This is a genomic window from Paenibacillus radicis (ex Xue et al. 2023), from assembly GCF_024722015.1.
GTDB lineage: Bacteria > Bacillota > Bacilli > Paenibacillales > NBRC-103111 > Paenibacillus_S.
In genome coordinates this window covers 300846-314252 of record NZ_JANQBD010000001.1, presented here as the reverse complement: position 1 = coordinate 314252, position 13407 = coordinate 300846, and the positions used below count along the sequence as shown (strand labels likewise).

The following is a 13407-nucleotide window of genomic DNA, read 5'->3' as shown; positions in this document are numbered from 1 at the left end:
TAGATGTTGTTGAAAAAGTCGACTTTTGGAACTCGCACTTATAGATGTTTTACGAACCGTACTCCTCACGATAAGAGCCTGGCGATGTTCCGACCTGCTGCTTGAATACAAGCATGAAGTGCTTGGGGCTCTGATACCCTGATAGCCGCGCTACATCGTAAATTTTCAAATCGGTCTGTACAAGAAGATGCTTGGCCCTCTCGATCCGGATTTGCATAATAAAATCAGATAAATTAATAGCGGTTTCCGATTTGAAGAGCTGGCTGAGATAGGCCGGGTTTAAATGGATGTAATCAGACAAGGTTTGAAGGCGCAAATCTCCTTCGGGATGGGCTTGAATATATTCTTTGATTTTGCGAATGAGCCGTTTTCCTTCGCCGCTTTTCATAATAGGCTCCTTCGTGGCTGTTTCTATGTGGGGTTCTGTTCTATCCGTTGAGCCACCCGTTTCTTTCCGCTCAAGCGTTTGATGGATGCGTTCCAATGCAGATACCAGTGCCATACGATTAATCGGCTTCAGCAAATAATCCGATACTCCGAAGCGAAGAGCTTTCTGCGCATACTCAAAGTCGCTGTAGCCGCTTATAATCAACAGCGGCATATGAGGGTAACGTTCTCTAACTTTGGCAATCAGCGATAATCCGTCCATCTCGCGCATCCGTATGTCCGTAATGACAACATCGGGTATTTCCGTCTGCAAATAGGCTAATGCTTCTTTTCCATGGGCTGCTTCTTTAACAATTTCGAATTCACTGGATACTTTGGTAATTAAATGCTTGATGCCTGTTCGGATAATTTCCTCATCCTCAACCAGCAGAATTTTGTACATCTCCGCTCATCCTTTCCGTTATGGGGATTGTGATAGTAAAGGCCATTCCTTGGTCGGGACTTCCATCGAATTGAAGCTCATAAGAGGAGCCGAACATTAATACGAGCCTTTGGTTTATATTGCGCAAGGCAACGCCTTGTTTACGTTCTCCGTCCGGCAGGGGAGATGTTAAAGACAGTCTCAGGCGCTCGACTTCGCTTTCTGTCATACCGATTCCGTCGTCCCTGACGGTTAACAGCAGGTCATCGCTGAATCTTACAGCGGAAATCCATATCGTGCCGCCCTCAGGCTTGTCTCCAACGCCATGAAAGATGGAATTTTCTACGAGAGGCTGCAATAGCAGCTTGGGAACCAGGGAGCGTTCGAGATCAGGCTCGATATCGAAAATAATACGCAGACGGTCGCCATAGCGCAGCTGCTGGATCTTTGCATAGGAGCCTACAGAAGCGAGCTCTTCTTTCAGCAGCACCAGTCTGTCGTATTGATCGACGGTGTACCGCATTAATTGTCCCAAGGTAGAGACCATATCGGATACTTCGTAATTTTCACGTTCCAGCGCCTTCATATTAATGGATTCGAGCGTGTTGTAAATAAAATGTGGATTGATCTGGCTTTGCAGCGCCGCGAGCTCGGCTTCTTTTTCCCGTAGTCCTATCAAATATACTTCCTTGATTAAATGGTTGATTTCCTCGGCCATCCGGTTAAAACCTCTGCTAAGCTGCCCGATTTCATCCTGCGACATGACCGGCACGCTTTGGTTAAATTGTCCCCGCTCGAGCAGCTGCATTTTTTGCTTAAGCCGGATTAAAGGACTGCTTAAGTGATAAGAGAAAATAAAGGAGAGGATAATGGCGGCCACAACGAAAATAACAGCAATTACAATAGTGAAATTACGCAGCTTCTTAGTTTCGGACAGCAAGGAGTCAACGGGAATGAAGTCAATTACTTTAAGTCCTGAATAGTCCGAATAATCTACAATAGTAAGGAAGCGCTGCCCGTTCAGAACCAAATCCCGGACCGCATTCTCATTAGGCTGCTTGGTGTCGCGTAAAGTTTTGGCGAAGCCGGGCTCCAGATTAGAGCTGCTTTCCTCAAATAAAAGCTCATTTCGTTCATTAACGACGAGCATGCTGCCTTTCTCCTCGAATTTTACATTGGATAAAATCTGGCGGAACACATCCAGCTTTAAATCTATTTTAATCATTCCAATTACGTCATTTTTATCAGGCTCACGAATCATACGGGCTACGGAAAAAACTTGCGATGAGCTTTCGTTATAGTAATTGGGCTGATGCTGGGGGATGACGACCCAGGCTCCATCTGCAACCTGAACTCTTCTAAACCAGTCCTCCTGTCTGACATCGGCATAAAAATTCATCATCGAGGAATCAACATTAGTAAAAATAAATCCATTGTTAGCAATAATTTGAATTCCTTTTACTTCAGAACGGTTGTATGCAGAGCCTGAGATGTAAAGAAACATTTTTTCCATTTCCGCAAGCGTGGGGCGAGTCAGAGCAAATTGGGGCTGGCTGTATTTTTTTACAATGGCTAATACTTGCGTGTCATATAGTGGCATTAGAGAAAGCCTTTGCATTTCCAGCAAGGTCCGATCCAGATTGCGGTTAATCTGCCCGACAATTTGGGTTGAATAGTCTGCAGACCGTCGTTCGACCGATGCTGAAAATTCATAATAGGTAAGAATACCCTGCAAGCTAAGAGGGATGACCAATATCAATATAAAAATGATTAACATTTTGGAGCGTAAACCCAGATGTGTATAAAAGGTGACTGCGTTACTTTTTCTATGATTCACGGCGCACTCTCCCTGGATGTTTTGTTTGCCTATCGTATCATTTTTTAAAAAAGTCTTAAAGCTGAAAAAATGTCTAAAGCATATTGTTGGCGCTTACAAAAAAGTCCGATTGCTGGAAAATTGACAGCAGCTTATGGTTGAAGCATAGCCATCGCCATAGTAGGAAGGAGTTGACACAATGCTCAAACTCAAAGCTTCACAATCGGAGCCGCTAGCAGCCCAAGTTCAAACCGTTAAGCATTCCTCATTAAGTATACTGCTCGCAAGAATCAAGAAAGACAAATATTTGCTTCTGTTATGCTTGCCGGGGTTGGTTTACTTCCTTATCTTTAAGTATCTTCCGATGTGGGGAGTTCTGCTTGCTTTCAAAAACTATCAGCCCTTCATCGGATTTTTCGGGAGCGAGTGGGTTGGGTTAGATAATTTCAGGCAATTTTTTCAGGATCCTGTTTTTTTTCGTTTGGTGAGAAATACGCTGCTGCTTGGTTTATATGATATGGTGTTCTTTTTTCCGGCTCCGATCATCCTGGCACTGCTGCTCAATGAAATTCGCAAATCCTTTTATAAACGTCTTATCCAAAGTCTCATCTATGTGCCGCATTTTATTTCGATGGTTATTGTAGCAAGTATTTCTTACCTTCTTTTAACAACGGAGGGCGGCGCTATAAACGAGATGATCTATGGACTGACTGGCCAGAAAATGGAGTTTTTAACCAGTGAGAAATGGTTCCGGCCGCTTATCATTACGCAAAGTCTGTGGAAGGAGATGGGTTGGGGCACGATTATTTTCCTCGCAGCATTAGCTGGTGTAGATCAAGAGCAGTATGAGGCAGCTATCGTGGACGGGGCGAATAGATTCCGCCAAGTATGGCATATTACATTGCCCGCGATACGGGGGACGATAATAGTGCTGTTAATTTTGCGAATGGGCAATTTTTTGGACCGGGGGTTCGAACAGGTGCTGCTTATGAGCAATGCCCTCAATCGGCCTGTGGCCGAAGTATTCGACACCTACGTCTATACGCTTGGTATTACACAGGGAGCATTTAGCTACAGCACGGCGGTAGGTTTATTTAAGGCGATAATAGGTATTATTCTCGTATTCACATCCAACTACTTGGCCAAGCGGGCAGGTCATTCGGGCATATTCTAAAATAGGGGGAATCTTCGTGCGTCAAAGCTCACTGGGCGGGAAAATATTCGATACGGCGAACTACCTATTCCTTGCTGTTGTTGCTCTTATGATGATTTTACCCGTTATGTATATTGTGGCAGGGTCGTTTGCTTCGGAAATTGAGATCGGCAGCAGGTCGTTTTTTCTCATCCCCAAGTCGTTTACTTTAAATGCTTACCAATACGTGTTTAAGGACAATGCATTGCCCCGCAGCTTGCTGGTTTCTGTTTTTGTTACGGTAGCGGGTACGATTGTCAACCTGTTTTTCACCTTCACGATGGCCTACGGTTTATCTCGCCGAAATATGATTGGCCGAAATATAATGATGAATCTGATTGTATTTTCCATGGTATTCAGCGGGGGAATGATTCCTACGTATTTAATTGTCAAAAGCATGGGTTTGCTTAACTCCTATTGGGCAGTCATGCTGCCTACGGCAATCAATGCCTTTAATCTGATCGTGGTGAAATCGTTTTTTCAAGAGATTCCTAATGAGCTTATCGAATCGGCGCGAATAGACGGCTGCAATGATCTAGGTGTTTTATGGAGAATTGTGCTTCCTTTGTCCAAGCCGGTTATCGCCACCTTCGCACTCTTTTATGCGGTGCTTCATTGGAATGATTTCTTTAATGCGCTGCTCTATTTAAGTGATTCCAAGATGTGGCCGATGCAGGTGCTGCTGCGGCAAATGATTCTGCTGGCGTCCGGGGCGCTGGATATGTCGACCATGGACCTGACTTACGTCAAGCCTCCCGATCAGTCGATCAAAATGGCCGTTGTGGTAGTCGGTACGCTGCCGATCCTGCTGGTGTATCCGTTTATTCAGAAGCATTTTGCCAAAGGGGTGCTGCTGGGGGCGGTAAAAGGTTGATGAGCGTTTGGATATACACTTACGGCAAACTCAGTTCAGGCTTATGAAAACTTGGAGGAGGAAATCATTATGAAACGAGTTCAAAATCAGAGAAGTTTTTACATCTCGGCGACCAGCGTAATTATAGCAGTAAGCGTAATTGCGGGCTGCAGCGGCACAAGTACAAATACAGGCGCGGGGACAACAGGTACGGGCAGTACGGGGACAGCAAGCCAAAGTCCGGGCACGAAGCCCGCTGAGACCAAGACGAAGGAAGCACCCTTCAAGATTAGTGTTATGTTGAAAAGCTTTTCCAATGATAACGCCTCGCCGGATAGCAAAGTATGGAAGCAAGTTGAGGAGTATACCAATACAAAGCTGGATCTTCAATTTACGCCCGATGCGAGCTATTTGGATAAAATGAACATTACGCTGGCTTCCGGTTCGATGCCTTCGGCTATTTTTGTAGTCAATGTGAAGCTCCCCGCGGTTGCCAATGCTATTAAAGGCGGCGCCTTCTGGGAAATTGGCCCTTACCTGAAGGACTATCCGAATCTTAGCAAGGCGAATCAGACTATTCTTAACAATACGTCGGTTAACGGCAAGTATTACGGACTTTACACAACTCGACCAATAGGTCGTATGGGAATTTCATATCGTAAGGATTGGCTGGATAATCTCGGCATGAAGGAACCGAAGACGATCGATGAATTTTACAATATGTTAAAAGCTTTTACTAACAATGACCCTGATCAGAATGGCAAAAACGATACGTACGGAATGGTAGTAACGAAATATCCGGGTCCATGGGACATTATGCAGACGTGGTTCGGAGCGCCGAATAAATGGGGAGTCAAGGATGGCAAGCTCGTTCCCGCTCATCTGACTCCGGAGTATATGGAAGCGTTGAAGTTTTATAAAAAGCTGTACGATGAGAAGCTGGTGAACCAGGACTTTGCTGTCTATGATTCAGCCAAATGGAATGATCCGATTGTTAATGGCAAGGCTGGAGTTGCCGTTGACGTTGCTGACCGTTCCTATCAAATCGATGAAAAATTGAAAACCGTTGATCCCAAAGGAACGATAGATTTGATCGGAGCTGTAAGCGGGCCTGCAGGGCTGCATAACCAACCGACAACCGGCTATGCAGGGGTGTTCCTGATTTCCAAATCAACAGTGAAAACAGAGGCTGAGCTTAGAAAGGTACTGGAATTTTTCGATAAAACGAACGATAAGGAAATGCAGGCTTTACTTGGTTATGGGATAGAGGGAACTCATTATAAAATGGATAACGGAAAGCTCGTAACGATACTGACCATCAACGATAACATGGGGCCTGATATAAATAACAAAAATATGAATCAGCTCTCGCTGCAAATTCCTTATATCATTCCTGAGCTGTTCAAGCCGTCTACTCCGCTGCGCATTAAAGCCAATGAAGTGATGAAGGAAAATGAAAAAATTATTGTTGCTAATCCGGCCGAACCGTTTACTTCCAATACCTTTACGCAAAAAGGCGCACAGCTGGATCAAATCGTGGAAGACGCACGAGTTAAATTTATCGTAGGTAAAACAGACGAAGCCGGTTTCAAAGCCGATATGGACTTGTGGAGAAAGAGTGGCGGTGACGATTATACGAAGGAAATGAACGAGGCTTATGCGGGTGTTAAAAAGTAAAAGTAAGGAAGGAGAAGGTGCAAAGATGGCAGTGACCAGCAGCGGTAAAGGAACTATGTGGGCCTCGGAGCGGCGCAGTTTTCAAGACCGGATTACCGGGGTGACAGTAACTCAATTGACGGATTATTGCTCGCACAGCTTTCATATTTATTTTACGAATAACGGGTTTTATGGGGAAGATAACGGCAAGCTGCTATTCGGCTCAGACCGGGGGAATGTTACCAATCTCTATAGTATGGATTTGCAGGATGGGGTTATGACGCAGTTAACCGATCTGGAGCGAGGGCGTGGATCAAGGATTCAAGGGACTTTTCTTCACCCCAAGGGGTATGAAGCGTACTTTTATTATGATCGCGCTATTGTCGCTATTGACCTGCAGACATTAAAGGAGCGTATTTTATATACGGTTCCGAGCGGCTATAATTTTGGCAGTATGAGCTGTACAGCAGACGGGCAATGGGTGTGCTTCGGTCTGAATGAGGATTACTCTAGCCGTCTTCACATGGATATGTCCAACGGCTACACGGGTTTTGAGCAATATTTTAGCGCCAAGCCGCATTGCATGATCATGGCCGTTTCGACAACGGATGGTACTGTAAAGCAACTTCATGAGGATCAGCTTTGGCTCGGTCATGTCAATACTTCACCGACACAGCCGCATTTGCTTACATTTTGCCATGAAGGTCCTTGGGAGCAGATCGATCACCGGATATGGGTATTGGATATGGAAACCGGCAGCCATTGGAAGGTTAGAGACACGCTGAATAATGAATATGTGGGCCATGAATATTGGATGGCAGACGGTATTCATATTGGTTACCATGGGTTTACGAATTCGTTATCCGATCATACCGGTAAAATCATTGGAGCTGTCCACTATAATAATAGCGACCTTGAAGAATATAGCTTTCCATTTCAGAATATGCATGTGCACTCCAATGATTTAAAGCTTGTGGTGGGTGACGGTCAGCAGTCGGGAGCTTATCATGGCCAGCAGCTTCAGGATACGCTGCAGCTGTGGCGTAATGACGGCTCAGGCTTTGAAGGTCCTCGTGTATTGTGCAAGCATCGTGGCAGCTTTCATACACAAACCTTGCATGTTCACCCCAGATTAAGTCCTGATCGTAAACACGTTCTTTTCACAAGCGACATGTCGGGATACGGCAATCTTTATATGGTTGACGTTCCCGAGTTTGAATCGCTTCCTGAGATTCCGCTTGATGGGACATAATTCCTGTTTCACGGTGTTAGAATTCAAGTGGAATTGGGGGAATATAAGCTAAAAATAAGTTGTATAAATGATACTGTATATAGTATCGTAGTGAATAAGAGGAGGGGGCGAGTTGTGGCAAAGGTAGAGAAGATTATTGTTAAAATGAAGAACCAGCCACATAGCATTTCATATGAAGACGCTGCTAAAGTCTTGAATTATTATGGGTACTTACTGGTTCGCTCGAATGGCTCTCATATGCATTTTAGGAATGATAAGGGAGATTTGATCACAATCAAGAAGGATACCCCCACAATCAAGATTCCCTACGTCAAAGACATTCTGGTCAGGATAGGGGAATAACTTCCCCTATTTCTGACTAAGATTATATAGCACAGAATAAGGAGGAAAAAGGTGACTCAGGTAATGGAAAAAAACTTGGAATACTACTTAAACTTAAATTACACTTTACTTGTAAATCACATTGTCGATGAGAGTGGATCATACTACTATGGGAAGATAGTAGAATTAGATGGATGCCACAGTACAGCTGATACTGTTGAAGAGTTAATTAAAGATTTAGAGGAAGTAAAAAAGGCACATATTGAAATTAAATTAGAGTTTGGTGATTTAATACCAGAGCCTAAAGAAATGCCAAGTGGAAATATTATGTTAAGAATGCCAAAAACTTTACACTGGAAACTGGCGAACGAAGCAGAGCGAGAAGGGATATCCCTGAACCAATATATATTGTATAAGTTGAGTAGTAAGTAATATCTAGTGGCCTAATCTAAACAACTTGATTAACTAATAGCAGCAGCCAGTGACCCGTTCACTGGCTGCTTGCTGTGATGAATTTGACAGGAAGGGGAAAAGATTGTAAACTACTAATAGTAAATATTACATTTAATATTTGGACTGAGCAAGGGAGCTGAGCTGAAGAGTTCGGTTTTATTAATGCGGTATAATAGTAATTATTACATATAAAGGAGTGCTGTGCAATGGACCAACAAAAAATTCCGGTTGCTGTATTAAGCGGATATTTAGGAGCGGGGAAAACAACCGTATTGAATCACATTTTAAGCAATCGCAATGGATTAAGAGTGGCGGTCATCGTTAACGATTTGAGTGAGGTTAATGTGGATGCGGAGTTAATCAAAGATGGTGGCGGGCTTTCACGTACGGAGGAAGCATTGGTCGAGATGTCCAATGGATGCATCTGCTGTACGTTGAGGGAAGATCTGCTGCGTGAAGTAGAGAAACTGGCTAAACAAAATCGGTTTGATTATATACTCATAGAATCAACCGGTGTCAGTGAACCTGTTCCTGTTGCGCAAACCTTTACCTATATGGATGATGAGCACGGTATTGATTTGTCACAGTTTTGCCGTCTGGATAGCATGATAACTGTTGTTGATGCTTATCGGTTCTGGAGCGATTTCTCCTCGGGAGAAACTTTGCTGGAGCGTAAACAAGCTGCGAATGAAGACGATACACGCGAAGTCGTGGATTTGTTAATAGATCAGATTGAGTTTTGCGATGTGCAAATTCTTAACAAATGCGATAGGATCAGCGAGGATGAATTGAATGAATTGGAAGGTGTTCTTCGTACCCTTCAGCCTCGGGCCAAATTGATTCGCGCTTCACATGGTAAAGTAGATCCGGCGGAAATCCTGCATACGGGCTTGTTTGATTTTGAAGAAGCTAGCGCGTCTGCAGGCTGGATTAGAGAAATGGAGAAGCCGGTCCATATTCCGGAAACGGAGGAGTACGGAATTGCTTCGTTCGTCTATGAGCGGACAAAACCCTTTCATTCCGGCAGACTTATGGAATGGATGGTTAATTGGCCGGAGGAAATTGTCCGTTCGAAGGGCACAGTATGGCTCGCGACACGCAATGATATGGGGCAGAGCTTAAGCCAGGCCGGACCTTCGATCCGCTTTGGTCCATCTGGTTATTGGGTGGCCGCGCTTCCTGAACAGGAAAGGCAAGAAATACTTCAGGATGAAAGTGAAGTATTCGAGCATTGGGATCCGGAGCACGGTGATCGATTAAATAAAATTGTGTTTATTGGCATAGATATGGATCGTGCCAAGATTGTTTCTTCTCTGGATGAATGCTTGCTGACTGAGCTGGAGATGAAGATGAATTGGAGCAGCTTTCCTGATGATTTCCCTGCCGTGGAGACTAGACAGCAGGAAGAAGTTGTTCATTAATGTAGAGACGTCAAGAAATAACATACCCCATGATCAAGGGGGATTTTTAACGGTGGCGCTGCGCTGCGACGAGCTTGGAGGATTTTGTACGGAACTAAAAGTTCCGTTATTCCATCAGCCGGCTCTAATCTAAGAATATAGCGGAAGTGGGAATTCCGTTATGTTGGTCGAATTGGACATTTGTGCATAAAAACAGAGTGATAACGGAACTGGCGCTTCCGTTATCACTCTGTTTTTTGGGCTTTCCAGCTGATAAAGGAACTATTACTTCCGCATTGCCCTTCACTTTCGTTGATTCAGTCTGTCGCCGCGAATGAACCGCCAGCTCCCTTTTACCCGTGACTTTGACCGTATATAAAATCTTCACATCCATTTTACAGAGCGATAACAAAGCGGTGATAAGATGATTTTATATTAGTCCAATCATTTTACTAAATAATTCGAGGTGAATGTATGACTGCTGCCAAGCTTCGGGAGCATGCCGCTGGTTATGTATTGCTGCTTCCCGCCCTGCTAATTTTATTTGTTTTTGTTGTCATTCCTATCTTTTATAGTGCCGGATTAAGTCTGCTTTCTTGGGACATGATGCGTCCGACGCCGACTTTTATCGGTTTGGACAATTACGTAAATCTATTTCAGAACGACAGCTTCTACAATACCCTTTTTCGGACTCTACTCTATGCCGTCATGACCGTGCCTGCTTCCATGATTCTTGCTCTTGCCTTTGCTCTATTGCTGGACAAAGGGCTGCGTTGGTTGCTGACGGTTTACCGTTCGCTCTTTTTCGCACCGATCGTCACATCGACAGTTGCCATCTCCGTTGTATGGATGTTCATCTACCATCCCGATTACGGCTTGGCCAATTCAATGATGAAATGGCTGGGTTTTGAACCGCTGCGTTGGCTGAATGATTCTAGCACGGCGCTGATTTCACTGGCTATCATGGCTATCTGGAAGCATATCGGATTTTGCGTCATTATTTATTTGGCTGGGCTGCAAGGTATTCCAAACGATGTGGAGGAGGCGGCCAAGGTTGACGGTGCCGGACTTATGAGGATCCTGCTCTGTATCAAACTTCCGCTGTTGACTCCCACGATATTTTTCCTGCTTATTTATTTGACCATCGAGCAGCTGCAAACCTTCACCCAGATTGATGTTATGACCAAGGGCGGGCCTGCAGGGAGCACGGAGCTTATTGTTATGCATCTTTGGAATTATGCGTTTGAGCGGTTCCAGATGGGCTATGCCTCGGCGATTGCGATGGTCCTGCTTGGCATCATATTACTGCTTACCTGGATCCAGATGAGGTTTGTCGGGAGCAAGGTGCATTATCAATAACAAAGGAGGCTGCGGCTCGTGAGTGTATCAACTGAAGAACTTGGAAACATGTCTGCTCGCCATAAGTGGAAAACCGATGTAAAAATGTCAACAAAGCTGCCCAAGCATGCCGTTGTCCTGCTGAAGCATACATTGCTGATTGGCGCTTCTCTGGTGATGGGGTTTCCGTTTCTCTGGATGATTCTTGGCTCGCTTAAAATGCCTGATGAAATTTTCTCCGGGGACATTCTGGCACTACCCAGCTCATTTCGCTGGGACAATTATGTGCAGGCATGGCACAGAGCTCCGTTTGATCGTTTCTTTATGAACAGCTTGATCGTCTCCGTCAGTACGGTGATCGGGCAGCTTATCACCTGCAGTATGGCGGCCTATGCATTTGCCTGCGTGCAGTTTAAAGGCAAAAATGCGTTGTTTCTGGCATTTATAGCGACAACGATGATTCCCTTTGAATCAACGATGATTCCTTCTTACTTGGTTGTAAAATCATTCGGCTTGATCGACACGCATCTGGCTATGATATTACCCGGCTTGACGAGTGTGTTCGGGATTTTCCTGATGCGGCAGTTCTTCTTGACCATTCCCAGAGATTTGCTGGATGCGGCCAAAATCGACGGCTGTTCTCATTTCTCCATTCTTTTGCGCATTGTGGCGCCTTTGTCTCAAACGATTTCGGCCACGTTAAGCCTATTTGCTTTTATTCATGCATGGAACAACTATTTGTGGCCGCTTCTCGTAACCAACAGCACCAGTATGCGTACGGTTCAAATTGGTTTGCGCTACATGATTGATAAAGAGCTCGGAACGCAATGGCCTCAGCTGCTGGCAGCGTCTACGTTTATTATTTTACCGATTCTCGTGTTGTTCTTGTTTCTTCAAAAATATTTTGTTCGCGGCATGGTCACCAGCGGGCTTAAGTAGTCCGGCTGACATACAAATTTCTAGGAGGATGGAAAAAACATGAAAAAAACATTGGCAGTTCTAGTAGCGGCATCATTGGCGGTTGTATCCGGATGTGGAGGGGGAGGCACTGCAGGATCAGGTTCAGGAGCAGGAAGTCAGGAAACCGCAGGGGCGGCACAAAAGGGAGAGGCGAAAGCCCCGTCCGCCGGACCGGTTACGTTGAAGCTGTGGACTACCGAAAAGGATGCTTTGAAAAGCTACCTGGATGCTTTTCACGCAGCTAATGCTAATATTAAGGTAGAAGCGGAATTTATGGGCGATTATGATGAAATGGCGAAGAAGGTTCAGGCAGGTATAGTTTCGAACAGCTTGCCGCATCTCGTACAGCTTGGTCAGCGCCACGCCATTCCACAAATTGCAGACAGCGGCAAGCTGCTGCCGATCGAAAGCTTCATGACCAAGGAAGAGATCGCAGACATTTTGCCTGGATTTTGGCAGCGTTATACGTATAAGGATAAAAAGTGGGTCATTCCATTCCAAAGCAGTACTCCGGTTATGTATTATAATAAAACGATGCTGGATAAGCAGGGCTTGAAGGTGCCGGATACTTGGGACGAGCTGATTGAGACCGGCAAAAAGGTGAGCGGCAACGGTGTGTGGGGCCTAAACTTGAACAGCGACAGTCCTTGGTATTTCCAGCCTATGGTTTGGAACCGTGGCGGTCAGATGATCAAACCGGATGGAACACCTAATGTGAACGGCAAGGAAGCGGTCGAAACTCTGAAGTCGATTCAAGACGCGGTCCATGTCTCACATATTATGCCTCAAAATCAAATCAAAACGTCAGGCGAAGATTTCGCTGCAGGCAAGCTTGCCATGCTGATGAGGTCTGGAGCGAGCTTAGCTGCATTGAAAAAGCAAATAGGCGATAAATTCGAGATCGGTGTTGCTTTTTTACCTAAAGTTAAAGAGCGTTGGGTACCGATTGGCGGCAACGGCTTAGGTATTTTCAAATCAGACAAGGCTCATGAAGAAGCGGCATGGAAATTAGTTTCCTTCTTAACGAGTGCTGAGATTACAGCGAAAAATTCGATGGAAACCGGCTATATCCCAGTCAAGAAAGCAGCGTTTGAACTGCCTGATTTCAAGCAGCATTTAACCAAGGATCCCAATTTCAAAGTGGCGATAGATCAAACGCAATATCTTAGAGGAGAAGGGATTCATCCGGCGGATGCATTAATTTGGTCCGGGGTGATCAAAGCGATAGAAACTGTCCATAACGATCCAAAGGCGGATCCGCAAAAGGTCATGGATAAGCTGCAGACGGAGATCGTCGAATACATGAAAACGTATAAGTAGCAATCACAAAACAAACAGCTCAGAGCGGCATTGGCGGA

Annotated in this window: 12 protein-coding genes; 10 read left to right on the top strand and 2 right to left on the bottom strand. The window is 45.0% G+C overall.

Annotation, left to right across the window (positions count from 1 at the left end; all coding sequences use genetic code 11):
• Nucleotides 1-49: 49 nt before the first annotated feature.
• The gene (locus NV381_RS01335) at nt 50-829 is read right to left on the bottom strand and encodes a response regulator (protein ID WP_258211449.1); all 780 of its coding nucleotides are present in this window, start codon (nt 827-829) and stop codon (nt 50-52) included.
• Nucleotides 807-2645 (bottom strand): sensor histidine kinase, encoded by a 1839-nt coding sequence (locus NV381_RS01330; RefSeq protein ID WP_258211448.1) that lies wholly within the window; start codon nt 2643-2645, stop codon nt 807-809. The genes NV381_RS01335 and NV381_RS01330 overlap by 23 nt, the downstream gene beginning before the upstream one ends.
• Nucleotides 2646-2823: 178 nt before the next feature.
• Between NV381_RS01330 and NV381_RS01325 the strand changes: the two genes are divergently transcribed.
• The 10 genes from NV381_RS01325 (at nt 2824) to NV381_RS01280 (ending at nt 13369) form a co-directional block, all read left to right on the top strand.
• A complete protein-coding gene (locus NV381_RS01325) occupies nt 2824-3798 on the top strand; it encodes an ABC transporter permease (RefSeq protein WP_258211447.1) in 975 nt (324 codons plus the stop codon).
• Between the two features lies 1 nt (nt 3799).
• On the top strand, nt 3800-4690 hold the full coding sequence (locus NV381_RS01320) for a carbohydrate ABC transporter permease (RefSeq protein ID WP_419182234.1): 891 nt from the start codon (nt 3800-3802) through the stop codon (nt 4688-4690).
• Nucleotides 4691-4759: 69 nt separating this feature from the next.
• On the top strand, nt 4760-6346 hold the full coding sequence (locus NV381_RS01315) for an extracellular solute-binding protein (protein WP_258211445.1): 1587 nt from the start codon (nt 4760-4762) through the stop codon (nt 6344-6346).
• Complete coding sequence (locus NV381_RS01310) at nt 6333-7577, top strand: oligogalacturonate lyase family protein (protein ID WP_258211444.1); 1245 nt, start codon at nt 6333-6335, stop codon at nt 7575-7577. Before NV381_RS01315 ends, NV381_RS01310 begins: the two co-directional genes overlap by 14 nt.
• Before the next feature lie 114 nt (nt 7578-7691).
• Complete coding sequence (locus NV381_RS01305; RefSeq protein ID WP_258211443.1) at nt 7692-7919, top strand: type II toxin-antitoxin system HicA family toxin; 228 nt, start codon at nt 7692-7694, stop codon at nt 7917-7919.
• Between the two features lie 51 nt (nt 7920-7970).
• Nucleotides 7971-8330 carry a toxin-antitoxin system HicB family antitoxin gene (locus NV381_RS01300; protein WP_258211442.1) on the top strand — a complete coding sequence of 120 codons (360 nt, stop codon included), beginning with the start codon at nt 7971-7973 and terminating at the stop codon, nt 8328-8330.
• Between the two features lie 227 nt (nt 8331-8557).
• The gene (locus tag NV381_RS01295; protein ID WP_258211441.1) at nt 8558-9772 is read left to right on the top strand and encodes a GTP-binding protein; all 1215 of its coding nucleotides are present in this window, start codon (nt 8558-8560) and stop codon (nt 9770-9772) included.
• A 453-nt stretch (nt 9773-10225) separates the two neighbouring features.
• Nucleotides 10226-11110: a carbohydrate ABC transporter permease gene (locus NV381_RS01290; RefSeq protein ID WP_258211440.1), complete on the top strand. Its 885-nt coding sequence runs from the start codon at nt 10226-10228 to the stop codon at nt 11108-11110.
• Between the two features lie 18 nt (nt 11111-11128).
• Nucleotides 11129-12028, top strand: a complete 900-nt coding sequence (locus NV381_RS01285) for a carbohydrate ABC transporter permease (protein ID WP_258211439.1) — start codon at nt 11129-11131, stop codon at nt 12026-12028.
• A gap of 39 nt (nt 12029-12067) precedes the next feature.
• Nucleotides 12068-13369 carry an ABC transporter substrate-binding protein gene (locus NV381_RS01280; protein WP_258211438.1) on the top strand — a complete coding sequence of 434 codons (1302 nt, stop codon included), beginning with the start codon at nt 12068-12070 and terminating at the stop codon, nt 13367-13369.
• Nucleotides 13370-13407 lie beyond the last annotated feature (38 nt).

Bases quoted from the DNA above. Each gene is read 5' to 3' on its own strand.
- NV381_RS01335 (WP_258211449.1), bottom strand. From the start codon at position 829: ATGTACAAAATTCTGCTGGTTGAGGATGAGGAAATTATCCGAACAGGC.
- NV381_RS01325 (WP_258211447.1), top strand. From the start codon at position 2,824: ATGCTCAAACTCAAAGCTTCACAATCGGAGCCGCTAGCAGCCCAAGTT.
- NV381_RS01315 (WP_258211445.1), top strand. From the start codon at position 4,760: ATGAAACGAGTTCAAAATCAGAGAAGTTTTTACATCTCGGCGACCAGC.
- NV381_RS01295 (WP_258211441.1), top strand. From the start codon at position 8,558: ATGGACCAACAAAAAATTCCGGTTGCTGTATTAAGCGGATATTTAGGA.
- NV381_RS01290 (WP_258211440.1), top strand. From the start codon at position 10,226: ATGACTGCTGCCAAGCTTCGGGAGCATGCCGCTGGTTATGTATTGCTG.
- NV381_RS01280 (WP_258211438.1), top strand. From the start codon at position 12,068: ATGAAAAAAACATTGGCAGTTCTAGTAGCGGCATCATTGGCGGTTGTA.